At 37.8% G+C, this 25387-nt stretch carries 26 protein-coding genes; 18 read left to right on the top strand and 8 right to left on the bottom strand.

What is annotated here, in order from left to right:
• Positions 1–168: 168 nt before the first annotated feature.
• Positions 169–855: a uracil-DNA glycosylase gene (locus tag J2S06_RS08700; protein ID WP_419152025.1), complete on the top strand. Its 687-nt coding sequence runs from the start codon at positions 169–171 to the stop codon at positions 853–855.
• Positions 856–878: 23 nt separating this feature from the next.
• Here the strand turns inward: J2S06_RS08700 and speE (J2S06_RS08695) are convergent, their stop codons facing one another.
• The gene (speE, locus tag J2S06_RS08695; protein WP_044894908.1) at positions 879–1739 is read right to left on the bottom strand and encodes a polyamine aminopropyltransferase; all 861 of its coding nucleotides are present in this window, start codon (positions 1737–1739) and stop codon (positions 879–881) included.
• Positions 1740–1916: 177 nt separating this feature from the next.
• On the opposite strand from speE (J2S06_RS08695), the gene J2S06_RS08690 reads away from it, so the two are divergent.
• The 5 genes from J2S06_RS08690 to J2S06_RS08670 all read left to right on the top strand — a co-directional run bounded on the left by J2S06_RS08690 (position 1917) and on the right by J2S06_RS08670 (position 5239).
• Entirely contained in the window at positions 1917–2219 is a 303-nt protein-coding gene (locus J2S06_RS08690; protein ID WP_044894907.1) for a YwdI family protein, read from the top strand.
• An 18-nt stretch (positions 2220–2237) separates the two neighbouring features.
• Positions 2238–2609, top strand: coding sequence for a DUF423 domain-containing protein (locus tag J2S06_RS08685; protein ID WP_044894906.1), 372 nt, complete (start codon positions 2238–2240; stop codon positions 2607–2609).
• Between the two features lie 326 nt (positions 2610–2935).
• A complete protein-coding gene (locus tag J2S06_RS08680; RefSeq protein ID WP_419152024.1) occupies positions 2936–3109 on the top strand; it encodes a cytochrome c oxidase subunit 2A in 174 nt (57 codons plus the stop codon).
• 19 nt (positions 3110–3128) lie between these two features.
• Positions 3129–3602, top strand: coding sequence for a cytochrome c oxidase subunit II (locus J2S06_RS08675; RefSeq protein WP_044894322.1), 474 nt, complete (start codon positions 3129–3131; stop codon positions 3600–3602).
• Positions 3599–5239 (top strand): b(o/a)3-type cytochrome-c oxidase subunit 1, encoded by a 1641-nt coding sequence (locus tag J2S06_RS08670; protein WP_419152023.1) that lies wholly within the window; start codon positions 3599–3601, stop codon positions 5237–5239. The genes J2S06_RS08675 and J2S06_RS08670 overlap by 4 nt, the downstream gene beginning before the upstream one ends.
• Before the next feature lie 288 nt (positions 5240–5527).
• On the opposite strand, the gene gerQ is transcribed toward J2S06_RS08670, so the two are convergent.
• From gerQ to hemQ, 3 genes are all read right to left on the bottom strand, one after another.
• Entirely contained in the window at positions 5528–5968 is a 441-nt protein-coding gene (gerQ, locus tag J2S06_RS08665; RefSeq protein ID WP_044894324.1) for a spore coat protein GerQ, read from the bottom strand.
• Positions 5969–5985: 17 nt separating this feature from the next.
• Positions 5986–6408: a cell wall hydrolase gene (locus J2S06_RS08660; protein WP_044894325.1), complete on the bottom strand. Its 423-nt coding sequence runs from the start codon at positions 6406–6408 to the stop codon at positions 5986–5988.
• A gap of 366 nt (positions 6409–6774) precedes the next feature.
• On the bottom strand, positions 6775–7542 hold the full coding sequence (hemQ, locus tag J2S06_RS08655) for a hydrogen peroxide-dependent heme synthase (RefSeq protein ID WP_419152022.1): 768 nt from the start codon (positions 7540–7542) through the stop codon (positions 6775–6777).
• 270 nt (positions 7543–7812) lie between these two features.
• Between hemQ and pta the strand changes: the two genes are divergently transcribed.
• Positions 7813–8784 (top strand): phosphate acetyltransferase, encoded by a 972-nt coding sequence (pta, locus tag J2S06_RS08650; protein WP_419152021.1) that lies wholly within the window; start codon positions 7813–7815, stop codon positions 8782–8784.
• A 126-nt stretch (positions 8785–8910) separates the two neighbouring features.
• Positions 8911–9759, top strand: coding sequence for a lipoate--protein ligase family protein (locus tag J2S06_RS08645; protein ID WP_419152020.1), 849 nt, complete (start codon positions 8911–8913; stop codon positions 9757–9759).
• Between the two features lie 179 nt (positions 9760–9938).
• On the opposite strand, the gene J2S06_RS08640 is transcribed toward J2S06_RS08645, so the two are convergent.
• Positions 9939–10634: an RsfA family transcriptional regulator gene (locus tag J2S06_RS08640; RefSeq protein WP_419152019.1), complete on the bottom strand. Its 696-nt coding sequence runs from the start codon at positions 10632–10634 to the stop codon at positions 9939–9941.
• A gap of 289 nt (positions 10635–10923) precedes the next feature.
• Between J2S06_RS08640 and J2S06_RS08635 the strand changes: the two genes are divergently transcribed.
• The 3 genes from J2S06_RS08635 to J2S06_RS08625 all read left to right on the top strand — a co-directional run bounded on the left by J2S06_RS08635 (position 10924) and on the right by J2S06_RS08625 (position 13230).
• Positions 10924–11148 carry a YuzB family protein gene (locus tag J2S06_RS08635; protein WP_044894330.1) on the top strand — a complete coding sequence of 75 codons (225 nt, stop codon included), beginning with the start codon at positions 10924–10926 and terminating at the stop codon, positions 11146–11148.
• Between the two features lie 233 nt (positions 11149–11381).
• Positions 11382–12689: an HD domain-containing protein gene (locus tag J2S06_RS08630; protein ID WP_419152018.1), complete on the top strand. Its 1308-nt coding sequence runs from the start codon at positions 11382–11384 to the stop codon at positions 12687–12689.
• A gap of 34 nt (positions 12690–12723) precedes the next feature.
• Complete coding sequence (locus J2S06_RS08625; RefSeq protein WP_044894332.1) at positions 12724–13230, top strand: YwgA family protein; 507 nt, start codon at positions 12724–12726, stop codon at positions 13228–13230.
• A 131-nt stretch (positions 13231–13361) separates the two neighbouring features.
• Here the strand turns inward: J2S06_RS08625 and J2S06_RS08620 are convergent, their stop codons facing one another.
• A complete protein-coding gene (locus J2S06_RS08620; protein ID WP_268753042.1) occupies positions 13362–13637 on the bottom strand; it encodes a 2-hydroxymuconate tautomerase in 276 nt (91 codons plus the stop codon).
• 105 nt (positions 13638–13742) lie between these two features.
• On the opposite strand from J2S06_RS08620, the gene J2S06_RS08615 reads away from it, so the two are divergent.
• Together J2S06_RS08615 and J2S06_RS08610 are read left to right on the top strand one after the other, a co-directional pair.
• The gene (locus J2S06_RS08615; RefSeq protein ID WP_419152017.1) at positions 13743–14405 is read left to right on the top strand and encodes a site-2 protease family protein; all 663 of its coding nucleotides are present in this window, start codon (positions 13743–13745) and stop codon (positions 14403–14405) included.
• Between the two features lie 16 nt (positions 14406–14421).
• Positions 14422–14934 carry a YwhD family protein gene (locus J2S06_RS08610; RefSeq protein WP_044894335.1) on the top strand — a complete coding sequence of 171 codons (513 nt, stop codon included), beginning with the start codon at positions 14422–14424 and terminating at the stop codon, positions 14932–14934.
• 137 nt (positions 14935–15071) lie between these two features.
• Here J2S06_RS08610 and J2S06_RS08605 read toward each other — a convergent pair whose 3' ends face one another.
• The gene (locus tag J2S06_RS08605) at positions 15072–17141 is read right to left on the bottom strand and encodes a transglycosylase domain-containing protein (protein WP_419152016.1); all 2070 of its coding nucleotides are present in this window, start codon (positions 17139–17141) and stop codon (positions 15072–15074) included.
• Between the two features lie 317 nt (positions 17142–17458).
• Here J2S06_RS08605 and speE (J2S06_RS08600) point away from each other — a divergent pair, with 317 nt between their 5' ends.
• The 4 genes from speE (J2S06_RS08600) to argS all read left to right on the top strand — a co-directional run bounded on the left by speE (J2S06_RS08600) (position 17459) and on the right by argS (position 21432).
• Positions 17459–18289, top strand: a complete 831-nt coding sequence (gene speE, locus J2S06_RS08600; protein ID WP_044894337.1) for a spermidine synthase — start codon at positions 17459–17461, stop codon at positions 18287–18289.
• Positions 18290–18315: 26 nt separating this feature from the next.
• The gene (gene speB, locus J2S06_RS08595) at positions 18316–19197 is read left to right on the top strand and encodes an agmatinase (RefSeq protein WP_044894338.1); all 882 of its coding nucleotides are present in this window, start codon (positions 18316–18318) and stop codon (positions 19195–19197) included.
• A gap of 138 nt (positions 19198–19335) precedes the next feature.
• Positions 19336–19761, top strand: coding sequence for a YwiB family protein (locus J2S06_RS08590; RefSeq protein ID WP_044894339.1), 426 nt, complete (start codon positions 19336–19338; stop codon positions 19759–19761).
• Entirely contained in the window at positions 19762–21432 is a 1671-nt protein-coding gene (argS, locus tag J2S06_RS08585) for an arginine--tRNA ligase (protein WP_419152015.1), read from the top strand.
• Positions 21433–21781: 349 nt separating this feature from the next.
• Here the strand turns inward: argS and cls are convergent, their stop codons facing one another.
• Complete coding sequence (gene cls, locus J2S06_RS08580) at positions 21782–22984, bottom strand: cardiolipin synthase (protein ID WP_419152014.1); 1203 nt, start codon at positions 22982–22984, stop codon at positions 21782–21784.
• A gap of 180 nt (positions 22985–23164) precedes the next feature.
• Between cls and J2S06_RS08575 the strand changes: the two genes are divergently transcribed.
• Positions 23165–25279 carry a (Fe-S)-binding protein gene (locus J2S06_RS08575; RefSeq protein WP_044894344.1) on the top strand — a complete coding sequence of 705 codons (2115 nt, stop codon included), beginning with the start codon at positions 23165–23167 and terminating at the stop codon, positions 25277–25279.
• Positions 25280–25387 lie beyond the last annotated feature (108 nt).

The raw sequence follows: 25387 nt of genomic DNA, 5'->3' as shown, positions 1-25387 counted from the left end.
CATAGACGTTCATGTACTTTTATGTGAGGCGTTTCATGTGAAACAATGAAAAAAACGAAACGAGAGGTGATCATGATGAGGCGCGCCTTTTCGCGGTTTTGACAAAATAGGAGTCCGTGTTTATGATGGGTGTAGCGTGTTAGCATGATGAGGCAGGTGTGTATATAGATGAAGCAATTGCTGAAAAATGATTGGTGGAACCTCTTAAAGGACCAGTTTCACAAGCCTTATTACCAAGAGCTTCGAGAGTTTTTGAAAAAAGAATATGCTAACTATACCATTTATCCTAATATGTATGATATTTTTAATGCTCTCCATTATACATCTTATGAAAATGTAAAGGTTGTGATTCTTGGGCAAGATCCGTATCATGGTCCTAATCAGGCGCATGGGCTGAGCTTTTCCGTCAAGCCAGGTGTACCGCAGCCACCTTCATTGCGAAATATATTTTTAGAACTTCAAAATGATTTAGGCTTCGCACCACCTAATCACGGATATCTCGTTAAATGGGCCAAACAAGGTGTATTATTGCTGAACACCGTTTTAACCGTTCGAAAAGGGCAGGCCAATTCCCATAAAGGAAAAGGGTGGGAGCAGTTTACAGATGAAATTATTCGCCAATTAAATAAACGAGAACGACCAATCGTCTTTATTTTATGGGGCAGACATGCACAAGCGAAAAAAGAAATGATTGATAAAGATCGTCATTTTATTATTGAATCTCCGCACCCATCACCGTTTTCAGCAAATCGTGGTTTTTTTGGCAGCCGTCCATTCTCTAGAACGAATGCATTTTTACAGCATATAGGAGAAGAAGAAATTGACTGGGAAATAACAAACGAAGATATACAATAAGGCACCCAAAGCGGTGCCTTATGTTATAAATCTATTAATGCGTTTTGTAAAAACTCAGGAAGTTTAAAGCAGCCTTCTAAAATGTCTTGGTTCACATATTTTGTCTCTTTCGAGAAGTTTGATACATGAATATTTTCATATTTATTAGAACCGATCGTAAAGCTCCACATGCCTCCAGGATATGTAGGGACAACGGCTGTGTATAGCTTCGTAATTGGGAAAAGTGATGCTAAATGAGAATAGGATTGCTTTAATACGTCTAAATGGAAAATAGGTGATTGGCTTTGACATACCATTAAACCATCTTCTTTTAACGCACGATGAAGATTTACATAAAATTCCTTTGAGAATAACTGTTCAGCTGGGCCGACAGGGTCTGATGAATCAACAATAATGACATCGTACTCATTTTCTTTTTCAGCGGCATACTTGACACCATCAATAAATAAGAAATTGACGCGTGGATCGCTTAAATTTCCAGACACTTCAGGAAGGTATTCCTTACATGCCTTCACAACTAATTCATCAATTTCCACCATATCAATTTCTTTTACATTCGGATATTTGCAAACTTCACGAGCAACTCCACAATCCCCTCCACCGATGATTAATACTTTTTGTGGATTCGGGTGGATACTAAGCGGCACGTGAGAAATCATTTCATTATATATATGACCATCAATAGATGTTGTCTGAACGACACCATCTAAAACGAGCATACGACCAAAATCATATGAATCTAAAATCATGACATGCTGGAACGGAGACGATTTCGAAAAAAGCACCTCTTTAACGCGGTAACTAATCTTTAAATTTTGCCGTTCATCTTCTGTTAACCAAAGATCATTTCCAATCTTTTGTATATATTGTGCTGTCTTTTCCATGAGAACCTCCTCTTTTAAAATATTGTTTGACGACTGTTTTCTATTGTAACAAATCATGAAAATAAATGTGAATACTTGTAGAGAAGTGATAAACTTGCTTTACAGGCTCACCGTATTATTGATAGCCTATTTGTAGGGAAGCTAAGGAGGAAAGATGGAACGATTGGAGGAATCTAATTGAATATTCCAGTGAGAAATATATTATTAAAAATAGGGGAAGAGCTAGAAAAAGCGAAAATGAGTCAGTCAAGGGAAGCTATTCAATCTCGACTTCTTGTCATTCGCTCATTATGTGATGTTGTTCTTGAGGAACGAAAAGAAGAAACAGATTTTACTGATATACAAGAAACCGTGCCTCAGCATTCATTTACCGACTTAGAGCTCGAAAAAATGATGGGAATAAAAAAACCGCAGCAAAAAATGGTGTCAAACTATTTAAAAGAGGACGACGCAAACGGCGAATCTATATTTGATTTTTAATAAAGGTAGGGGAGAACAATGAAGATCATTCTTATATTAGGAGCATTGAACGCGTTTTTATCTGTTGCATTAGGCGCATTTGGGGCACATGGGCTAGAAGGAAAAATTCCTGATAAATATTTGGAAATATGGCAAACTGGTGTACATTACCAAATGTTTCACTCTCTCGGCTTATTTGCAGTAGCTTTCGTGATGGATAAACTGCCGCAAGCTGGGATGGCTGCTTGGGCAGGCTGGCTCATGTTTATCGGTATTTTATTATTCTCTGGCAGTCTTTATGTGTTAAGCTTAACACAAATAAAGGTATTAGGGGCAATTACACCACTTGGTGGGGTTTCCTTTTTAATCGCATGGATTTTATTAATGGTTTCTGTTATAAAATATTTATAAGAGTCGTGAATTGTGGATGCTTTTTATGGGTCTCCATTCAAACAATTAGTCAAGTAAGGCTGGACTTTTGTCCAGTCTTTTTTATTTGTCTTTTTTCTTCTGAATGTAAAAATATTGGTGGTTCGCCGGTTGTTACAGGTCTCACTTCTCACAAAAAGTGCTTTTATTCCAAATGATCAACGCAGCAAGGCTAGCACCAGCCTTTTTATTTTGCATGAATTCGATTGTTCATATAGCTGTCACAAAAGGAAAAATAAATGTGATATTTATCACAGATAGGAAAATTGAATGGTTTTACAGTATAAATAAACGATTAAGGAAGGCTGGTGTTTAAGGTGGCGAATAAGATTGCTCCTTTGGAAAATAGGAAAAATTCCGTGGGAATCAAAAAGCAAACGGAAGAGCCGAGTCTCAAAGGGGCTTTTGTCTCTGTATTGTTCTTAGGTGGTTTTATCTTCTTGTCCTGGATGGGTGTTTACTACCTATTTATAAGCCGTTAATAAAGGAGGGTGCATAAAAATGCATATGCATAAACTCGAAAAAATTTGGTTAATCATTGGTGTGGGCACACTTGTGGTGTTTCTTACCATTATTGGAGTAGGGGCTTTTGCACATGGGAATGAGCCTCCAAGTGACTTAACGATTTTAGATCCGCAAAAGGTTGATGAAACACCTCCTTTTAATGAGCCCGGTTTAAAAAAGATTGGCGAAAATGAGTATGAACTTATTCTAATTGCACAAGCATTTTCGTTTTTCCCTAACGATGTGAAGATTCCAAAAGGGGCTACGGTTCACATTAAAGTAACGAGTAAAGACGTCGTTCATGGTTTACAAATTGTTGGAACAAATGTCAATATGATGGTGACGCCAGGACATGTAAACTCCTTAACATATTCTTTTAAAGAACCAGGCAATTATTTAATTTTATGTAATGAATATTGCGGTGTTGGCCATCAAGCAATGAGTACGACGATCGAGGTGACAGAAGCATGAATGAAGCCGTAAATAGAAAAGATGGAAAAATAGCGTTGTCTCATATTGCAGTTGCTTTTGTCGCATTATTTTTAGGTGCGATCGCTGGACTTTTACAAACGTTTGTACGAAGTGGAGAGATTGAACTTCCAGCAGGCATTGGTTATTATCAATTATTAACAGCACATGGCGTATTACTCGGTTTAGTTTTTACAACGTTCTTTATCATTGGATTTTTATATTCAGCTATTAGCCGAACAACAGGGACATTAACGAATTTTTCAAATAAGTCAGGATGGCTTGGCTTTTGGCTCAAGACAATTGGAACGAGTATCACAACCGTCATGATTTTATTAAATAAAGCGACCGTTCTTTATACATTTTATGCTCCATTACAAGCATCGCCTTGGTTTTATATTGGTTTAACACTTGTCGTTGTCGGCAGCTGGGTAAGCGGGATTGGCATGTTCCATCAATATGCGACATGGAAAAAAGCGAATAAAGGAAAAGCTTCTCCATTAATGAGCTTTATGGCAGTGGCAACAATGGTCTTATGGTTGATCGCAACAATTGGTGTAGCTGTTACGGTATTATTTCAATTTATTCCTTGGTCATTCGGTTGGGTTGATAAAATTAATATTCTACTAAGTCGTACACTGTTCTGGTATTTTGGACACCCGCTTGTTTATTTCTGGCTGTTACCGGCTTATATGTGTTGGTATGTGGTTATTCCTAAGATCATCGGTGGAAAAGTCTTTAGTGATGCCCTTGCTCGTTTAGCATTTGTCCTATTTGTATTATTTTCGATTCCGGTTGGATTCCATCACCAAATATTAGAATCTGGAATTGATCCTGTTTGGAAATTTATTCAAATTGTATTAACATTTATGGTTATTATTCCATCTCTTATGACAGCATTCGCTCTTTTTGCAACTTTTGAGCTTGCTGGTCGTGAAAAAGGTGCAAAAGGTTTGTTTGGCTGGTTTAAAAAGCTTCCTTGGGGAGATGTTCGATTTTTTGCTCCGTTTATGGGAATGCTTATATTCATTCCGGCTGGAGCCGGAGGAATTATTAATGCCAGTAACCAATTAAACCAAGTTGTTCATAATACATTATTCGTTACTGGCCATTTCCACTTAACAGTTGCGACATCAGTAGCTTTAACCTTCTTTGGAATTTCCTACTGGCTAATTCCACATTTAACGGGTAGAACTTTAACAAGCAAAATCAATAAGCTTGGCATCATTCAAACGGTTCTTTGGTGTTTCGGAATGTTCTTTATGTCAGGTGCGATGCATACGGTTGGTCTATTAGGTGCACCTCGCCGTACAGCCTTTACGACTTACGGCGACCATTCAGTCGCGCTATCATGGATGCCTTACCAAACAGCAATGGCAGTCGGCGGAGCTATTTTATTTGTAGCAATTTTACTCATGATTTATATTGTTATATACCTTGCTTTCTGGTCTCCAAAAGGTTATGAAGAGTATCCAATTGGTGAAGTGAATGAGCAAGCAGAAGCAACACCTCTCTTTTTGGAAAACTGGAAATTATGGATTGGTGTTTCAGCGATTCTCATCATATTAGCCTACACGGTTCCGGTTATCGATATGATTCAAAATGCACCACCAGGCTCTCCAGGATTTAAACTTTGGTAAATGAACGTATTAGAAGTTCTTTTTATAGGCCGTTTTCGTAAACCATGAACCGAACAAAGAATGCGGGACAAATTACATTTGTCCGACAATCGAGTTTTGTTCGGTTCACGTCACGCTTGTAAGTGACATAGCATGCGTTTGAGGGCAGTCTGAAAGGTTGACACATTCAGTTAGTGTCAACCTTTTTCACGTTAACGAAGTTCTATAAATAAAAGGTTAAGTTTATACTAGGAATCAAATATTCGCTTCTATTTAAGAAATGAAGATAAGGCAAGCAACACTTTCTTTTTATCTTGGAGAATAAGTAGCTAATCCTGGGGGATATACATAATTAATTTCTTCGTCAAAAGTAATATAGTCTAAATACACCATTAATAATAAATAGCGTTTTCCTGTTTTTGGATCACTTAAAATAATGTGATCGCGTCCTGCTGCCTCAATAATTCCTTTAAAAATCTTAGCATTCCATTGTTGATTGTTTTCAAACGTCATATAAACGGTCGCATGTTTCCCCTTATTTAAACGAAGGATGTTCTCGATATAAGATTCTTCAAGTGGCAGCATACCTGGAACGTATTGGCCAGCAGATACCCCTTGAACTGGTGCAGCAGTGCCAATTTGTGAACCGCTAGGGGCATAAAAACCATATGGAACACTAGTAGTAGGCTGGTGCCCTTGCATACTATAAGGGGAATATTGTGTTTGCTGACGTTGGTTTTTTGAATTCATAATACGCCTCCTTTAAATTAATAAACACTTGGACAAACGGAGTAAACTGGAAAATAAAAACAATGGGATTTATACCGTCCTGAATTATATTGGTTATACCATGTGGCAGGACAATCCCCTACTGGTTTGAAAAACCATAAAGCTACCTCTGCGGGATGATACCGATTTCCTGCTATAACCTTTCTCGCTAAGTTGATTTCATTTTGTCGAGCCCTTTGATAAAAGTAGCCTTTTTGTACAGCTTCAAAGCCTCCAGGTGATTGAAACACCATTCTTTCAATGGAACGAATATCTTTAAAGTCTAGACAGTCTGCTCGAACTCGATTAATACCGACATTGCCGACAAGAAGCATTCCTAAGTTTCCATCACCTTCAGCTTCTGCTCGAATTAATCGAGCTAATAGCTTCACTTCTTCTTCGTTATATGGAACGACTGCCATTTGTTCACCTGCCTTTTCATGGAGGCACCATTACCTTTGTTCAATAAAGAGAATGACGGGAAAATACAAATAAACTTATACTCATTCAAACGTATGATAAAATGACGATTACTATGACAAATAGATGGAACTTTTTAGATGAGGAAAGAAGAGAGGAAAATAAAAGGCTGTTTTCGTAAACTTTGTTGCTTTTCGATTGTCTATGAACCGAACGATTTTTGTTCGGTTCACGTCACGCTTTAGCGTGTAGCAAGCGTTTCGCTTGCTTGACAGTCGAAAAGCTATCGTATAGTAAAGCAACAATCTTTTAGAAAAGAGCCAAATAAAAAAGGGACTTATCGGACAGTCCCTAAACAGTAAAATCACTTAAACTTGTAAAAAGGCTGCAACTTTGTTTGGCTCTAATAAATTTCCAACAAAGAAAGAGCCGAATTCTCCATATCGAGCACTTACTTCGTCAAATCGCATTTCATATACAAGCTTTTTAAATTGAAGGACATCATCTGCAAAAAGTGTAACGCCCCACTCATAATCATCAAAACCAACTGATCCCGTAATAATTTGTTTCACTTTACCTGCATATTTGCGGCCAATCATTCCATGACTTCTCATAAGGTTACGGCGCTCATCCATGGATAGCATATACCAATTATCGTTTCCTTGACGACGTTTATCCATTGGATAGAAGCAGACGTGCTTCGCTTTTGGCAATATTGGATATAAGCGGGCGCGCACTTGTGGATTTTGATATGGATCTCCACCGTCACCGCTAGGAATATAGTTGCTTAATTCAACAACGGAAACGTATGAATAGGACGGAATCGTGAATTCAGCAAGCTTCGTTTTATTAAACTCTGTTTCAATTTCATTTAATTCTTCCATCGTTGGACGAAGAATCATGAACATAAAATCGGCTTTTTGGCCAATAATTGTATATAAAGCATGGCTTCCTTTTTCGGCTTTCTCTGCAGCGGTCCATTTTTGTAACAATCCATGAAACTCATGAATGGCTTCTTGACGTTCATCACTTGATAATGTTTTCCATGCACTCCAATCGATCGAACGAAAATCATGAAGGCAATACCAACCATCTAACGTTTCAGCCGCTTCATTTGTACGAAGTTCTTCACTCATGTTTTTCACCCCTAATAATTCATTTATGTACACTTCATACTATAACATAGTTTTGCCTCTAACACGGTGAATAAACGTTGACAATCATAATCAACAAGAAAATAGCGGTTGCGAAAATTAGTTTTATTTTGAAAACAAAGAAATTTGTTTGAAAGCGTTATTTTCGTTGCTTCGTGTTTGAAAATACTTATAAGTGGAGTATGCTAAAAAGTGGATGATGTTTCATATACATGGCAGGCCCTTTTGCCATACTTCAAGGAGGTTTTTTACATGGCAGATTTATTTACTGCGTTAAAAAATAAAATTAGCGGTAAAGATATAAAAATTGTTTTTCCAGAAGGATTAGATGAGCGAATTTTAACAGCTGTAGGTCGTTTAACGGAAGAAAAAGTGCTTAAGCCAATTGTTGTTGGGAAAAAAGAAGAGGTTCAAAAAAAAGCTAATGAATTAAATGTGTCTTTAGATGATGTAGAAATATTTGATCCACATGAATATGAAGGTATGGATGAAATGGTCCAAGCCTTCGTTGAGCGCCGCAAAGGAAAAGTAACAGAAGAAAAGGCTCGGGAAATATTATTAGATGAAAACTATTTCGGTACAATGCTTGTATATTTGAAAAAAGCAGATGGACTTGTAAGCGGAGCTGCTCATTCCACAGCAGATACCGTTCGCCCAGCCCTGCAAATCATTAAAACAAAAGAAGGAGTTAAGAAAACGTCTGGCGTTTTCATCATGGTACGCGGTGAAGAAAAGTATGTTTTTGCTGATTGTGCGATTAATATTGCACCAGATAGCCAAGATTTAGCGGAAATTGCGATCGAAAGCGCCAATACGGCTAAAATGTTCGATATTGAACCACGTATTGCGATGTTAAGCTTCTCTACGAAGGGTTCGGCAAAATCTCCGGAAACGGAAAAAGTGGTTGAAGCGGTAAAATTAGCAAAAGAAATGGCTCCTCACTTAACATTAGATGGAGAATTCCAATTTGATGCAGCTTTCGTTCCTTCTGTTGCGGCGAAAAAAGCGCCAGACTCTGTGATTAAAGGAGATGCGAACGTCTTTATTTTCCCAAGCCTTGAAGCTGGAAATATTGGCTATAAAATTGCCCAGCGCCTAGGAAATTTTGAGGCTATCGGCCCGATTTTACAAGGTTTGAATGCACCTGTAAATGATTTATCTCGCGGCTGCAGCGCAGAAGATGTATACAAGCTTGCATTCATTACGGCAGCCCAAGCTTTATAAGCTTTAAGGAAAACCTGAGAACAGTTTTAAAACTGCTCAGGTTTTTCCATTACATATCTGCGTGCCCATCCAAAATTTATGGTATAATGGTTTCGCTTTCAACTAGTTAAAGGAGATCGCTTCAAGATGGGAGATCAACATTTATCTTTATTAAGGCAAAAAGAGTGGAGAATTATCGATCATTCAAGCATAGGTCCTCAATTTGATGCTAAGCAATCTTTTGCTATTGATGATACATTATGTTATGTAGTTGGAAAAGGTGAGTCTGCACCTGTTGCTAGATCTTGGGTTCATCATCAAACTATTGTGCTCGGAATTCAAGATACAAAAGTACCGTATTTAGCCGATGGCATCCATTTTCTCAAAGAAAAGGGATACCATGTGATCGTGAGAAATTCTGGCGGTCTTGCGGTTGTATTGGATGAAGGTGTGTTAAATCTTTCGTTAATTTTACCGGAAACAGAAAAAGGGATTGATATTCATCGTGGCTATGATACGATGTGGGAGCTCATTCGCTATATGCTCCGAGAATACGATGTGAAGATTGAAGCACGTGAAATCATAGGCTCTTATTGTCCAGGAAATTATGATTTAAGCATTTTCGGAAAAAAAATTGCCGGAATTTCACAACGCAGACTTCGCGGTGGTGTAGCTGTTCAAATCTATTTAAGTGTTAATGGAAGCGGTTCAGAAAGAGCCAAGATCATAAAAGGTTTTTATGAATGTGCATTAAAGGGAAAACAGACAAAATTTACTTATCCTCATATCAACCCAAGCACAATGGCTTCATTAAGTGAACTGCTAAAAACGGAACTAACGATACAAGAGTTAATGATGAAATTTTTGACATCTTTAAAAGATTTAAGCGGTCATATTTATTCAAAAGGGCTTACGGCTCATGAACAAGAGCTATATGAAAACTATTTGATTCGAATGATTGAACGTAATGAAAAAGCATTAGGAGATCTTGTGTGAAGAGTGAATGCTTGAAGAGGGAGACATCTTAGCGAATTTCGTTAAAACCGAGAAACGTGTGCATACTGTGAGTATTTTCTCCAGCTCACAGTAAAACGCACTGAAACTGAAAGAGGCTGATAGTGTTCAACCTACAGCGTGAGGTCAGACACTTATGGGACAGCCTCATTCCCTTTATGTTATTCGGCTAGCTTTTCAAGATTTCCATTGCGATCCATTTTGAACTTTGTTGCTGGTCGCTCCTCTTCTTCAAAAAGGACAAGCTTTCTTGCGCGATTCATAATCTTCATAAGTGTTTCATAGTCTTCTTGTACAGTTTGTGATTCTTGCTCAAGTTTAGCAATCTTCTTCTCTAATTCTTCATTTTGCTTCTGCAACTCTTCATTATGTTGTTTGAGGCGGTTGTTTTCTTCTTTAAGTGCTGATACGTGCTGCTGATTTCCTTCGTATGATTTGAGAAATTCAATGACATGATCCATTGTTAAATCTTTTACGTCGACTATTTGTGATGAAGGTGCGTTGACCTTTGCCTCTTGCTGATTATCATTCTCTAAAGTTGTTGGAAGATTTAAATTCTCCATCTCTAAAGCTGGTTCAGGTGGTGTGTAAAGAAGCCGTTTTTTAGCAGGCTGACCTTTACCTAAAGCTCGCATTTTTTGTTTACGTTGCTTTTTCGCAAGCTGTAATGCTTTTTCATAGTTATGGCGAACAACAGCGTTCCATCTGAAGCCGCATGCTGCAGAGGTGCGATTTAATTTATCACCAACTTCTTCAAAAGCATTTAATTGAGTGCTTCCTTCTCGAACATGCCGTAAAACGGTTTCGGCAAGGAGTAAATCATCTTCTTCTGACCAAGCATCTTGTCTTTTTTTCATTTTCTCAACTCCCCTTTTAAAGATTACTTTCTTGAATGATAGAAAGAAACAATGAATGACAATCATTTTGTGCATCTACCTACATCTTCTCCCTCTCTGGAAAATTTTATACAAGGATAGTAGATTTTTATTTGAAGATCAGAAGAAATACACATTTTATTAGCAAACGAAGGAGGGTTTGAAAGGAAAACGTTCTCTACATGGCATATTTGAAACATGACTTGATTTGATAATCAATAAGAGGTAAAATACCCGAGAGCATGACATAGATGAAAGGGTTGTTTTAATCATGGCGAATGAGTTCCGTGTATGCGACGATTGTCAAGCAACGAATTTAAAAACGTTGTTGCCGCGGTTAAAGAAGATAGATCCAAATGCGACAATTAAAATAGGCTGTCAGTCTTATTGCGGACCTGGACGTAAGAAGTCATTCGCATTTGTCAATAATCGTCCCATCTCTGCACCGAATGAAGATGAGTTAATTGAAAAAATTACGAAAAAATTAGGAAAATAACCGATCACCATGTAGGAGCCATTTCTGCAATGGTGATTTTTTTCATTGGCACTTTTCTAAAAGATTTGTTGCTTTACCGCCATAGCTTTTCGACTGTCTAGGCAAGCGACAAGTTTTACGAAAACAGCCTTTTCATTATATTATATGAATAGTAATATTTGACATTTCCGTACTATCCTTGTCGAAATAAAAGAGATATAATAAAACCATGTCATGATGGAAGAGGGAAGATAATGGCGTACCCGAACGAAAAATTATCGGAAGAAAAAGTGTTTAAAGATCCGGTTCATCGTTATATTCATGTGCGTGATAAAGTAATTTGGGATTTAATAGGAACGAAAGAGTTTCAGCGCCTTCGAAGAATTCGACAACTTGGCACGACTTTCTTAACCTTTCACGGAGCGGAGCATAGCCGCTTTAATCATTCCCTCGGTGTTTATGAAATCGTCAGACGGATTGTCGATGATGTTTTTCAAGGACGACCAGAGTGGGATGAAGATGAACGTCTCTTAAGCTTATGTGCCGCTCTTTTACATGATTTAGGGCACGGGCCATTTTCACATTCGTTTGAAAAAGTCTTTCATTTAGATCACGAAGCTTTTACACAAGCTATTATTTTAGGAAATACGGAAATAAACCGTGTTCTTTCGCAAATAGGCTCTGATTTTCCAAAGAAGGTAACCGAAGTGATTGCTAAAACGTACCCGAATAAACAAGTTGTCAGCTTAATTTCTAGCCAAATTGATGCTGATCGAATGGACTACCTTCAGCGTGATGCGTTTTATACTGGGGTAAGCTATGGACATTTTGATATGGAACGGATTTTGCGTTTGATGCGCCCGCGTGAAGACCAGGTTGTGATTAAGTATAGTGGTATGCATGCCGTCGAGGATTACATCATGAGCCGCTATCAAATGTATTGGCAAGTATACTTCCATCCGGTTACGAGAAGCGCAGAAGTCATATTAACGAAAATTCTTCACCGAGCTAAAGCCCTTTATGAAGACGGCTATCCGTTTAAATGTAAGCCTAAGCATTTTTATTCCATTTTTTCAGAAAAGGTAACGATTGAAGATTACTTAAAATTAGATGAATCGATTATTCTTTTTTATTTTCAAGAATGGCAAGATGAAGACGATCCGATCTTAAGTGACTTATGCAAACGATTTATCAATCGGATATTGTTTAAATATGTAGAATTTCATCCGACAAATGAGCAGTTGATGAGACTTATGGAACTAACGTCGTTGTTTAAAAAAGCGGGGATCGATCCGGACTATTATTTGGTCGTTGATTCATCATCAGACCTTCCTTACGATTTTTACCGTCCAGGTGAAGAGGAAGAACGTTTACCAATCCATTTACTGATGCAAAATGGAGAAATTCGTGAGCTTTCAAGAGAGTCGGAAATTGTTGATGCTATTTCAGGGAAAAGAAGAACGGATCATAAATTATATTTTCCACTTGATTTATTAAATGATTTTTCGTCGAAACGAAATATAAAAAAGAAAATTATCAGCCTTTTGCAGCTGCATAAATAAATGGATTATTTTTTTCATGAGGAGATGACGGGGTGTGCTAAAAGAACATGCAAAGCTGATGAAGGTATTTGCGATTTCTGAAGAAATTATCGGACGCAAAAAGCTTCAAAAGATTATATATATAGCGAAAAAGCTAAATTTTCCATTTTACGAGAAATATAACTTCCATTTTTATGGTCCATACTCAGAGGAGCTTACATTAAGAATTGAAGAATTATGCAATTTAGGATTTATTGATGAGGTGCGGGAAAAAAAGGGCGGTTATTATCAATATAAGTATACACTGACAAAAGCAGGCGAGGAGTTTTTAAGCCATTATGATATGAGCATTCCTCATTTACAAGATTGCATGATGGACCTTAATGCTCAGTCAGCCCGCTTTTTAGAGCTCGTTTCAACGATTTTATATTTTGAAGAGCTAACGAAAGAGGAAATAATAGAAAAAGTATTCACACTCAAAAGCAAGCAGCGATACACCGAAGGAGAAATTGAAGAAGCCTTTCAATATATTGAATCCTTGAGAAAAAAAGTTGTTCAATAAGGAGCATGTCGAACCAAAAGGGCCTGACCCCACAATACCAATACAATATATAGCGCTTAATTCAGAAGAAAAGTAACTATATATTGTGATGGCTGCGTGAGGTCAGACCCTTATGAGACAGCCTCTTAAGATTATTCGTCGCTTAAACGCTTTCCAGCAACGGCATAATGATTTTTGCTCATTTCCTCAATAAATACGACAATTTTTTCTTTAGAAGCACCAGTTGTTTCAGAAACGGCCTCGGTTACTTTTTCTACGAGAGCTTTTTTTTGTTCCTCCGTACGACCTTCTAGCATTTTCACTGTTACGTAAGGCATGGTCAGTCCCCTTTCTGTTGCGATATAAAAAAGTGAGCGTTGATACGTATTTAGGCTTAACGAATGTTTGCATGTGCAAGGCTCTAACATGGCCGTTAGAGAATAACGGACGTATCAAACGGGAAGAAATGTAATAGTATTCAAAATATAGTATACTTGATATAGATCGATTTGTTGAGATGGGAGGCTTAAAAAGTGCCTTTTTTATATTATGGTTTTGATTTATTGCCATATGTCATTGTAGCGCTTATCATTGCCTTTACACTACATGAATTTGCCCATGCCTATGTAGCATATAAGTTTGGTGACCCAACAGCCAAGAATCAAGGAAGGTTAACGTTAAATCCTATTTCTCACCTTGACCCTTTTGGGACGATTTTAATTTTTTTAGCAGGCTTCGGCTGGGCGAGACCTGTTCCTGTGAACCGTTTCTTTTTTCAAAAGCCTCGTCTTGCAGGAGTGCTCGTATCCGTTGCCGGTCCGTTAAGCAACCTTGTCATCGCCTTTATCGGATTTTTATTTCTCAACATAATGGCATCAGGTGTGGCTGAAATGATGCCAGTTGAAATGGCAAGGATCATTGATAAGTTTTTAAATATACTAGTATCATTAAATATCATACTCTTTCTTTTTAATTTACTCCCTTTCCCACCGCTAGACGGTTATCGAATCATTGAGGATTTAGCACCGAGACATATTCGGGCAAAGCTGACACAATATGAGAATTATGGCATCTTAATTTTTTTCATTATTGTTTTAACACCTTTAGACCAATATTTGATTGATCCAGTACTTTATCACGGACGGGAAGCAACCGTTTTATTTTTCCATTTAATCTTACAACCGTTCTTTTCTTAACAAGGAGGATAGGATGATGACAGAAAAAAAGAAGAAAAATATTGGTTTTAACATTATTAAAAATGATCCAACCGATGGACATAAAGGCTTTGGCGTCGGAGCCTTAAGCTTAGAAAATGTTTCTCCTGTTTTTATCGACATTGAAGAAGGAGAAGCATTCGTTGATATCGGTGCGATGCATGCACGCAGTCAAGTTGAAAGAGGGATAAAATTTACTCATGTTAAAGAAGATGTTCCAAACGGAAAGCCGTATTGGCTCGTTTGGGTGACGGTTGACCGCAAAGAGGAAGGGCCGTATTATGCCGGTGTTGCCGCATGCGAGCTCACCGTTGACCGTGAAGCAAGACGTGGCTATAAGTCGCTTCCAGAGCACGTCAATCGCATGGATAAATCGTTAAAACGCCATATTATTGTTGATCATATGGACGACCGCTCGAAAAAAATTCTTGCAAACTTTTTAAAAAATCATGATGAAAAAATGTGGGAGCTTTCTAGTGAAGAATTGAAAAAAGGCCTTTCTGTTCAATGAGGAATTTGACGAAATTGTGAACAAATCCGCAATTTATTGAGGTTTCAGAAAAAAATAAGTAGACTAAAGTTAAACTTATAAAACTAGGACATGAAAATCCCCGGTCTTATTTAATAGATCCGGGGGTTTTCATTTTTTTACATCCAAGGAATGAGCTTTTTCCATATGGATGGTTTCTCTTCATTTATCTTTGGCTCGTCACCTTGTTTTTCATCTTTGAAATCAATGTGATCGATACAATATTCAGTCGGCTCTGTTCCTTTGATGTAATACGTTAAGCGAGAAACGGGGCATCCAGGTGCTGCTAAAAGTCCATTTGAAGGATCAACATTTACGCCGATTACCCCTTCTGGTGGCTGAAATCCTTTTACCGGTTGATCTTTTAAGGCTTCTTCCATAAAGGTAGCCCAAATTTCCTTTGCATACATGCGTTCATGGACTTGATGAATGTTTTTTCCTTTGTCATATCCTGTCCAAACCCCTGCGACAAGCTGTGGAGTAAAGCCGATCATCCAACTATCAGCGTTTGTTGTCCCTGATTTGCCAGCATAGGGGCGTGTAAGCTGATCAATGATTTTTTGTCCAGTGACGGTTGTATATCCATTTAGCTTCTCATCAAACATGCCTGTCATCATGTGGGTGAGAACAAAGGCTGCCTGTTTATTAAGAATTTGCTCAGACTCCTTTTTAAACTCATATAGCACGTTTCCCTTTGCATCTTCAATTCGTTTAATAAACGTCGGTTCAATTTTATGCCCTCCATTTGCTATCATCCCATATGCATTCACCATTTCGATGACATTTACTGGAGAAGTACCGAGTGCTAAGGATGGCACTTCTTTCAATGAGCTATTGATGCCAAGCTTTCTAGCTGTTTCGATTAGCTTATCCATGCCCATAAAAAGGTGGGTTTTAACAGCATAAATGTTGTCTGATAAAGCAAGAGCTTGCATCAATGTAATATCATCATAAGCATAATAATCATGAAAATTACTCGGTTGATAGGTTGACTGCCCTTTATTAAAACTAAACGTTGTCGGTTCACTTTTTAAAACAGTTGACGGGGTAAACCCATTTTCAATAGCTGTATAATAAAGAAAAGGTTTCATCGTTGAGCCCGGCTGCCGTTTTGCTTGAATGGCTCGATTAAAAGGACTTTTATCATAATCTCGTCCGCCAATGAGCGCTTTCACTTGACCGGTTTCAGGATCAATGGCAGCGAAACCAATTTGAATATCCGATTCTTTTGCGATTACCTTGTTCATGGTCTCTTCGGCAATTTTCTGTAAAGTCGAATCTAATGTTGTATAAACTTGCAGTCCTTTTGTTTGTATAAACATCTCATCTACTTGAAGCTTTTCTTTTATTTCTTGAAGAACAACATCTTGGAAATAAGGAGCCAAGTTAGCATGTTCCTCTTTTTTGTGTTCTCTAAGCTTGATCGCTTCATGGATCGCTGTATTGGCTTCTTGCTCTGTAATATAACCTACTTTTTCCATTGTTTTTAAAATAAGCTCTTGCCTCTTTTTCGCCCGTGAAAAATGAGTATATGGGGAATAGTAGCTAGGCCCTTTTGGGATCCCAGCAAGCATTGCCGCTTCCGCCAATGTTAATTCACCTGCATGTTTATGAAAATAATACCGCGATGCTGCTTCAATACCATACGCTCCGTGTCCATAGTAAATGGTGTTTAAATATCCTTCTAAAATGCTTTCTTTACTAAAATTCATTTCAAGGCGGATGGTGTAAAATGCTTCCGCTAGCTTCCGCTTCCATGTTTTATCATGCTCTAAAAATAAATTGCGGGCATATTGCTGTGTAATCGTACTAGCTCCTTGTACTTTTGCCATAGCCTTTAAATCAGCAACAAAAGCCCCAGCAATTCGTTTATAGTCAAAGCCGTGATGGTCATAAAAATTTCGGTCTTCAATAGCAATCGTTGCCTCAATTAAAAAGGGGGAAATATCTTGAAGATTTACCCAAAATCGCTTCTGGCCATGATGTGTTTCACCAATTTTTGTCCCGTCATTTGCATACATGACAGTCGATTGTGGAACAGCTAAGGAAGGCGCTCCTTGTATTTTAGCTATGCATAAAACGATCGTGATCAAAAGTAATAAAAAAATAACACCAATAAATTGAATAAAAAATAAAGCTCTTATTGTCTTCACGGTTAATCTAAGCCGTTTAGGAGTGATGACTTCCATTGATGCAAACCTCCTTCATAATATAGACAATAAAAAAATGGGTTTTGTTTATTTAATGGGAACCGTTTCACAAGATGGGCTATTTTTTATTCAGTATGAGTTGAAGAGAAGTTTTTTAAACTTCAACCTATGAAAAAATGAAATTTTTTCTTTGCAATTTTGCTAGATTCCTCTATACTTTTTGTGTGGTTTGAATCTTTTAAAAATAGAATGACCATTCATTGTTTGGGGAAAATACGAAAAAGACCGTTTAGCTTGTTTCGAAAGAATAGCTTTAACAAAATCGTCAAACTACAATATTGAAAGGAAGAATGAAAATGGGTGGACTTTGGTATACAGAAAAGCAAACGGAAAATTTTGGGATTACGATAAAAGTAAAACGTACTTTACATACAGAACAAACAGATTTTCAAAAGCTTGACATGGTGGAGACGGAAGAGTTTGGCAATATGCTTTTTTTAGATGGTATGGTGATGACCTCTCAAAAAGATGAATTTGTCTACCACGAAATGGTTGCACACGTACCGCTATTCACTCATCCAAATCCAGAAAATGTATTAGTCGTTGGCGGTGGTGACGGTGGTGTCATCCGCGAAGTGTTAAAGCATCCGAGCGTGAAAAAGGCGACGCTAGTTGAAATTGATGGAAAAGTGATTGAGTATTCGAAAAAATATTTGCCTGAAATTGCGGGGAAATTGGATGACCCTAGAGTTGAAGTAAAAGTGGATGACGGTTTTATGCATATTGCCAAAAGTGAAAATGAATATGATTGTATTATGGTTGACTCAACAGAACCAGTTGGTCCAGCAGTCAACTTATTTACGAAAGGCTTTTATGCAGGTATCGCAAAAGCGTTAAAAGAGGATGGGATTTTTGTCGCACAAACAGATAATCCTTGGTTTAAAGCAGATTTAATTACAAATGTTTATAAAGATGTAAAAGAAATTTTTCCAATTACACGTCTTTATACAGCAAACATCCCGACATATCCGAGCGGATTATGGACGTTTACATTAGGCTCAAAAAAATACGATCCATTAGCTGTTCGTGACGACCGCTTCCATCCAATGGAGACAAAATATTACACAAAAGATATCCATAAAGCCGCCTTTGTTTTACCGAAATTTGTTGAAGATTTAATTAAGTAATATGGAAATTGGAAAGGTGGGGCATTATGCGCTTTGATGAAGCATATTCCGGAAATGTATTTATTAAAAGCCATCCATCCTTTGAGGAAAGCGAAGCCGTCATTTATGGGATGCCGATGGATTGGACCGTTAGCTATCGTCCTGGTTCACGTTTCGGTCCTGCACGCATCCGCGAGGTATCGATCGGATTGGAGGAATATAGCCCGTATTTAGACCGCGAGTTAGACGAAGTAAAATATTTTGATGCCGGTGATATTCCTTTGCCTTTTGGTAATGCGCAAAGAAGTATAGACATGATCGAACAGTTTGTTGACAAAATTTTAGAAGCAGGCAAATTTCCATTAGGAATGGGCGGGGAGCATTTAGTCTCTTGGCCTGTCATTAAAGCAATGTACAAAAAGTATCCGAATTTAGCTGTGATTCACATGGATGCCCATACGGATTTACGTGTTGAGTATGAAGGGGAGCCGTTATCCCATTCAACACCAATTCGTAAAGCGGCAGAGCTTATTGGTCCGGAAAATATTTTTTCATTCGGCATTCGTTCCGGGATGAAAGAAGAGTTTGAATGGGCAAAAGAGGCAGGATTATACATTGCAAAATTTGAAGTGCTCAAGCCGTTGCAGGAAGTTCTTCCAAAACTGGCTGGACGACCTGTATACATTACAATTGATATCGATGTATTAGACCCGGCATTTGCCCCAGGTACTGGCACTGTAGATGCTGGTGGAATAACGTCAAAAGAACTGCTTGCGGCCATTTGTGAAATTGCACGCTCCGATATCCATGTAGTTGGAGCTGATTTAGTCGAAGTAGCCCCTGTCTATGACCACTCGGAACAAACAGCGAACACTGCAAGCAAGCTCATTCGGGAAATGATTTTAGGCTGGGTGCAAAAACGAATATAAAATAGCAAGAAAAGGCTTACTCCATATCATCGACTGAAATGATGTATTCAAAGTAAGCCTTTTTCTTATTCTATTGCATAAACGACAAAGAATCTTTATACTTATGGGGTTAATACAGCCTTTTAAGGATGAGGTACAATGCAAAGGAACATACCTGTTCATATAAATGTTCATAATGAAATGGCCCAAGGGAATGAAAAAGAAAAATTTGAATTTTATACAACTGGCCAATACTATACAAAAGACAAGTATATTTATTTATCTTATTTGGAGGAACAAGATTTTGGCCAAATCAAAACATTACTTAAGATAAGCGATGAGGAAGTGTTGTTAATCCGCTCAGGTGCTATTAACATGCGGCAGCGATTTAAAGAAAACGTTGAAACGGTGACAAACTATGAAACGCCGTATGGGATGATGAGGCTTGTGACACATACAAAATCATTATTATGGAGTTCATACGAAGAGCCGAAACGTGGTACACTGAAGTTGGAGTATCACTTGGATATTGGACAAGAACAACATGTACATAGATTAACGATTGAATACAAGGAGGAACAGTGAATGAACATTGTCGAACAAGTGAAAGAGCGGCTCAAGGAAGAGATAAAGGCAGCTGTTTTAAAAGCAAATTTAGCAAAAGAAGAAGAAATCCCAACGGTTATTTTGGAAGTTCCGAAAGACAAAGAGCATGGAGACTATTCGACAAATATGGCGATGCAGCTTGCAAGAATCGCCAAAAAAGCCCCGCGTTTAATTGCTGAAGATCTAGTTAAAAATTTTGATAAATCCAAAGCTTCTATTGAAAAAATCGACATTGCCGGTCCAGGGTTTATTAATTTTTATATGAATAACCAATATTTAACAGATTTAATCCCTGCCATTATGGAGGCTGGGAATCGTTATGGCGAATCAGATGCTGGCAAAAACGAAAAAGTTCAAGTGGAATTTGTATCGGCAAACCCTACCGGTTCATTACATTTAGGACATGCCCGCGGTGCCGCCTTTGGAGATTCTTTATGCAACATTCTTGAAAAAGCAGGTTATGAAGTGACACGTGAATATTATATTAATGATGCTGGAAATCAAATTCATAACTTAGCGCTTTCCGTTGAAGCACGTTATTTGGAAGCGCTTGGCCAAGAGGCGGAGATGCCGGAGGACGGCTATTATGGTGAGGATATTATTGAAATCGGGAATAAGCTTAGAGAGGAATATGGCGACCGCTTTGTTCATGAAAGCAGAGAAGAACGTTTAAAGTTTTTCCGTGAATATGGGTTAAAGTTTGAATTGGACAAGCTGAGAAAAGATCTTGAAGAGTTCCGTGTCTCATTCGATGTTTGGTATTCCGAAACGTCACTTTATGAGAGTGGAAAAATCGATGAAGCGCTCAACATGTTGCGAGAAAATGGCTATATTTATGAGGATGAGGGGGCCACTTGGTTCCGTTCCACAGCGTTCGGTGATGATAAAGACCGCGTATTAATTAAGAAAGATGGCTCTTATACTTACTTAACTCCAGATATAGCCTATCATAAAGATAAGCTTGACCGTGGCTTTGATAAATTAATTAACATTTGGGGGGCAGACCATCACGGTTATATTCCGCGTATGAAAGCGGCGATTCAAGCACTGGGTTATAATCAAGACGTTCTGGAAGTAGAAATTATGCAAATGGTCAGCCTTTATAAAAATGGGGAAAAGGTTAAAATGAGTAAACGTACAGGTAAAGCGGTCACAATGCGTGATTTAATGGAAGAGGTCGGCCTCGATGCGGTGCGCTACTTCTTTGCGATGAGAAGCGGCGATTCTCATATGGATTTTGATTTAGATTTAGCGGTTTCACAGTCTAATGATAATCCAGTCTATTATGCTCAATATGCTCATGCCAGAATTTGCAGCATCCTCCGCCAAGGCGAAGAGCAAGGTCTATCTTTCGAAGGTGAGCTTAAGCTTGACGAAATTTCATCAGAGAAGGAAATAGAACTTTTGAAAAAGCTAGGCGAATTTCCAAGTGCTGTGGCGGAAGCGGCACAAAAACGAATTCCACATCGCATTACGAATTACATTTTTGAAGTAGCTTCTGCGCTTCATAGCTTCTACAATGCAGAAAAAGTGTTAGACCCAGACAATAAAGACAAATCTCGGGCACGCTTAGCTTTAATGAAAGCGACACAAATTACCTTAAAAAATGCCTTAACCTTAATCGGTGTATCTGCTCCGGAACAAATGTAAAAGGAAGGAGAGGCGTCCCAATTGGGAAGCCTCCTTCTTATACAAACGATCAAGCAAACTTATTGGTTCGATTGCAGTTCTAATTCATATTCATCCCGGTTCATAACTTTAGCTCCTTTATGTATGACGATTGAAATGTTAAAATGGTTCTGGAAATAATTTTTATTTCCATAAAATATCAATATTGGAACCATTAGAATAATAGATAAAAACTAGTAAAATGTAAATAAGGATTAGATATTTTTTGGTACAAAAGATGGGAATACCTTACATTGATGAGGAGAAAGAAGGTCTTTTGAAAGCTTAAAAAAGGAAGACAAGTAAGTAGTCTTCCTCATTTGCTTCCAATTTATAAAAATGGAAAGAGAAGTGTAGCAGCAGCAATCTCTATACGATGGCTATTCTTATATTTTTCGTATTGCTCATATGTTAGCTTCTTTGCCTTTTTTAGGTCATGCTTAATGACATCTTTCACTAATTGAATAAACGCTTGATCAAATACAAAACAATTCATTTCTTCGTTTAAAAATAAACTTCTATTATCGAAATTAGCCGTTCCAATATCACAACATTTATCATCAACAACGATGACTTTCGCATGATAAAAGCCGCCATCGTATTGGTAAATGTTGCAGCCTAACTTAAGAAGTGGGCCAAAATACGAATAAGAAGCTTCTTTGACAAATAGATGATCAGATTTAATCGGGACGATCACTGTAATATGTACACCTTGTTTTAACGCTGCTAATAATTCTTGCTGTAGTTTTCGGCTCGGTATGAAATAAGGAGAACAAATAAAAAGCTCCTTTTTTGCCATTCGAATAAGCGAAATAAAATAATATTCAAGGTGATTTCCATAAGTTGGTATAAATTGTTGTAAGCAACTTCCTTTATGTAACGGGGGGAAATAACTTCGTGATTGGCGAAGATCTACTTTAGTAGCTTCTAACCAATCATCAAGAAACTGTGTTTGCAGGTCATAAACCCCTTCACCTTTACATTTAATATGGTAATCACGCCAAAAACCTAATTTTCGGTTTTGTCCAATATATTCTTTTCCAATATTAAATCCACCTACATAACCTACCTTACTATCAATGACGGCAATCTTACGATGATTACGCGATTGGAACGTATAAAACAGGAAAGGTAGCCGCGGTTTTCGTGAAAAGGCTACATCGACACCATTTTCCTTTAATCGTTTAATCATTGAAAACTTTAGTTTGAAAGACCCGATGTAATCCAACAATAATTTAACTTCCACCCCTTCTTGTGCCTTTTGTGATAATAAGGAGAGAAATTTTTGGCCTACCGAATCATTTCGTACGATATAAAATAATATATGAATCGATTGATGGCTTTTCTCAATATCTGTAAACAAATCTTTATATAAATGAATACCATCTGTGTATAAATATATATCGCTCCATCGTTTGTTAAAGGAGTGATTTTTTCTCCTCTTGACATAGTATTTTTTCCCAAAGTTATAGTCTAATGTAAACCAGATGGAAAGAAAAATTATGCCTAAAAGTACCCAATATAACGCATTCACCATGACTCCCCCATTCAAAAAATCCTTCTATTTAGATTTTCCCCATTATAGAAAAAATATGAAATTGCAAGAAAAGTGTTGACTGAATGCTCATTCAATATATAATAGAAGTAAGAAACATCAGAAAATTTTATACGTTTCGAATTTTTGTGATGACTGTGGGGAGAATGGGGGAGTTTGATGAATACATTGCTTTGGGTGAATTTTATTGCGTTTTTGTTTGTAACCGCTTACGCTATTTATTTGTTCGCTTACTTAATAAAAACGCGAATTTCCTATATTAAACTTGGCCAAAAAGCAGAGTTTGACGGAAGAGTAAAAGAAAGATTAGAGAGAATATGGGTAAATGTGTTTGGACAGAAAAAGCTGTTAAAAGATAAAAAAATGGGATGGGTGCATGTCATTTTCTTCTATGGTTTTATCCTTGTCCAATTCGGCGCTATTGACTTCATTGTGAAAGGGCTAGTACCTAATAGTCATCTACCATTCGGTCCTCTGTATCCATTGTTTACATTTTTCCAAGAAATAGTTACATTCCTCATTTTAGTCGCAGTAGTAGCAGCATTTTATAGAAGATATATTGAAAAGCTTGTTCGTTTAAAAAGAGGGTTTAAATCAGGATTAGTACTGATTTTTATCGGTGGATTAATGTTATCTGTTCTCCTAGGAAACGGGATGAATATCATATGGCATGGCCATGAGCTTTCATGGAGTGAGCCCATAGCCTCATCGTTTGCTTTTCTACTTAGCTTTGTAGGAGAAGCTGGTGCTGCCGTCATTTTTTATGTGGCTTGGTGGGTACACTTACTTATTTTATTAACGTTTTTAGTATATGTTCCGCAGTCCAAACATGCCCACTTAATTGCAGGGCCTGCAAATGTTTATTTCAGTAGATTAACGAATCCAGGGAAGCTTGAAAAAATTGATTTTGAAGATGAAAGCAAAGAAACATTTGGAGTTGGCAAAATTGAAGACTTTAAACAAAATCAATTAATTGATTTATATGCATGTGTCGAGTGTGGCCGCTGTACAAATATGTGCCCTGCAACTGGTACAGGTAAAATGCTGTCGCCGATGGATTTAATCATTAAACTGCGGGACCATTTAACAGATAAAGGGGCAGCGATTACTTCGAAACAGCCGTGGGTTCCAGCCTTTGCTTTTTCTCATACACGTGGAAATCAACTGGCAATGATGTCACAAGCAAAGGGAAGAGAAGAAGCTGCAGCAGCACTTGACTACAATCCTAGCTTAATTGGGGATGTCATTACAGAAGAAGAAATTTGGGCTTGTACGACGTGTCGAAATTGTGAAGATCAATGTCCAGTCATGAATGAGCATGTTGATAAAATCATTGATTTACGACGTTATCTCGTCTTAACGGAAGGAAAAATGGATCCCGAAGCCCAGAGAGCGATGCAAAATATCGAGCGTCAAGGAAACCCATGGGGATTAAACCGCAAGGAGCGGGAAAAGTGGCGTGAAGCACGAGAAGATGTATATGTTCCAACTGTAAAAGAACTTCAAAAAGAAGGCGGCGAGTTTGAATATTTATTCTGGGTAGGCTCAATGGGTTCATTTGATAATCGCAGCCAAAAAATTGCTTTATCATTTGCAAAGCTGCTTAATGAAGCAGGAGTGAAATTTGCAATTTTAGGAAATAAAGAGAAAAACTCAGGAGATACACCTCGACGTTTGGGAAATGAATTTTTATTCCAAGAGCTGGCAGCGAAAAATATAGCGGAATTTGAAAAGAATAACGTCAAGAAAATTGTTACCATTGATCCACATGCTTATAACGTTTTTAAAAATGAATATCCTGATTTCGGTCTTGAAGCAGAGGTTTATCATCATACCGAACTGTTAGCAAAGCTCATAAAAGAAGGAAAGCTTGTACCAAAGTATGAAGTAAACGAGACGATTACCTTCCATGACTCTTGTTATCTTGGACGTTACAACGAAGTTTATAATCCGCCAAGGGAGATTATCAAGTCCATTCCAGGTGTTAAATTAGTTGAAATGGAGCGCAATCGTGAGACAGGTATGTGCTGTGGCGCTGGCGGCGGTCTCATGTGGATGGAGGAAGATACAGGTGCTCGTATAAACGTAGCACGTACGGAGCAAGCATTAGCTGTAAATCCGAGTGTCATTAGCTCTGGCTGTCCATACTGTTTAACGATGCTAAGCGATGGAACAAAAGCGAAAGAAGTAGAAGATAAAGTAAAAACATTTGATGTCGCTGAACTTCTTGAAAAATCAGTTTTTGGTGATGTTCAAAAAGAGCTAGCTTCATAGCTTTTATATAGAGAGGAGTCTCCTTAAAAGATTCAGGCTCCTCTTTGTCCCAATGAATGAGATAAAGTAGGCAAATAGGCATTAAATGAAGAATATGAACAAAAAAAT

This window comes from Bacillus alveayuensis, from assembly GCA_030812955.1.
GTDB classification, from domain to species: Bacteria; Bacillota; Bacilli; order Bacillales; family Aeribacillaceae; genus Bacillus_CB; species Bacillus_CB alveayuensis.
This window is presented reverse-complemented; position numbering and strand designations above follow the sequence as displayed.

Bases quoted from the DNA above. Each gene is read 5' to 3' on its own strand.
- J2S06_RS08700 (WP_419152025.1), top strand. From the start codon at position 169: ATGAAGCAATTGCTGAAAAATGATTGGTGGAACCTCTTAAAGGACCAG.
- speE (WP_044894908.1), bottom strand. From the start codon at position 1,739: ATGGAAAAGACAGCACAATATATACAAAAGATTGGAAATGATCTTTGG.
- J2S06_RS08685 (WP_044894906.1), top strand. From the start codon at position 2,238: ATGAAGATCATTCTTATATTAGGAGCATTGAACGCGTTTTTATCTGTT.
- J2S06_RS08675 (WP_044894322.1), top strand. From the start codon at position 3,129: ATGCATATGCATAAACTCGAAAAAATTTGGTTAATCATTGGTGTGGGC.
- J2S06_RS08670 (WP_419152023.1), top strand. From the start codon at position 3,599: ATGAATGAAGCCGTAAATAGAAAAGATGGAAAAATAGCGTTGTCTCAT.
- gerQ (WP_044894324.1), bottom strand. From the start codon at position 5,968: ATGAATTCAAAAAACCAACGTCAGCAAACACAATATTCCCCTTATAGT.
- J2S06_RS08660 (WP_044894325.1), bottom strand. From the start codon at position 6,408: ATGGCAGTCGTTCCATATAACGAAGAAGAAGTGAAGCTATTAGCTCGA.
- hemQ (WP_419152022.1), bottom strand. From the start codon at position 7,542: ATGAGTGAAGAACTTCGTACAAATGAAGCGGCTGAAACGTTAGATGGT.
- pta (WP_419152021.1), top strand. From the start codon at position 7,813: ATGGCAGATTTATTTACTGCGTTAAAAAATAAAATTAGCGGTAAAGAT.
- J2S06_RS08645 (WP_419152020.1), top strand. From the start codon at position 8,911: ATGGGAGATCAACATTTATCTTTATTAAGGCAAAAAGAGTGGAGAATT.
- J2S06_RS08640 (WP_419152019.1), bottom strand. From the start codon at position 10,634: ATGAAAAAAAGACAAGATGCTTGGTCAGAAGAAGATGATTTACTCCTT.
- J2S06_RS08635 (WP_044894330.1), top strand. From the start codon at position 10,924: ATGGCGAATGAGTTCCGTGTATGCGACGATTGTCAAGCAACGAATTTA.
- J2S06_RS08630 (WP_419152018.1), top strand. From the start codon at position 11,382: ATGGCGTACCCGAACGAAAAATTATCGGAAGAAAAAGTGTTTAAAGAT.
- J2S06_RS08620 (WP_268753042.1), bottom strand. From the start codon at position 13,637: ATGTTAGAGCCTTGCACATGCAAACATTCGTTAAGCCTAAATACGTAT.
- J2S06_RS08610 (WP_044894335.1), top strand. From the start codon at position 14,422: ATGACAGAAAAAAAGAAGAAAAATATTGGTTTTAACATTATTAAAAAT.
- J2S06_RS08605 (WP_419152016.1), bottom strand. From the start codon at position 17,141: ATGGAAGTCATCACTCCTAAACGGCTTAGATTAACCGTGAAGACAATA.
- speE (WP_044894337.1), top strand. From the start codon at position 17,459: ATGGGTGGACTTTGGTATACAGAAAAGCAAACGGAAAATTTTGGGATT.
- speB (WP_044894338.1), top strand. From the start codon at position 18,316: ATGCGCTTTGATGAAGCATATTCCGGAAATGTATTTATTAAAAGCCAT.
- J2S06_RS08590 (WP_044894339.1), top strand. From the start codon at position 19,336: ATGCAAAGGAACATACCTGTTCATATAAATGTTCATAATGAAATGGCC.
- argS (WP_419152015.1), top strand. From the start codon at position 19,762: ATGAACATTGTCGAACAAGTGAAAGAGCGGCTCAAGGAAGAGATAAAG.
- J2S06_RS08575 (WP_044894344.1), top strand. From the start codon at position 23,165: ATGAATACATTGCTTTGGGTGAATTTTATTGCGTTTTTGTTTGTAACC.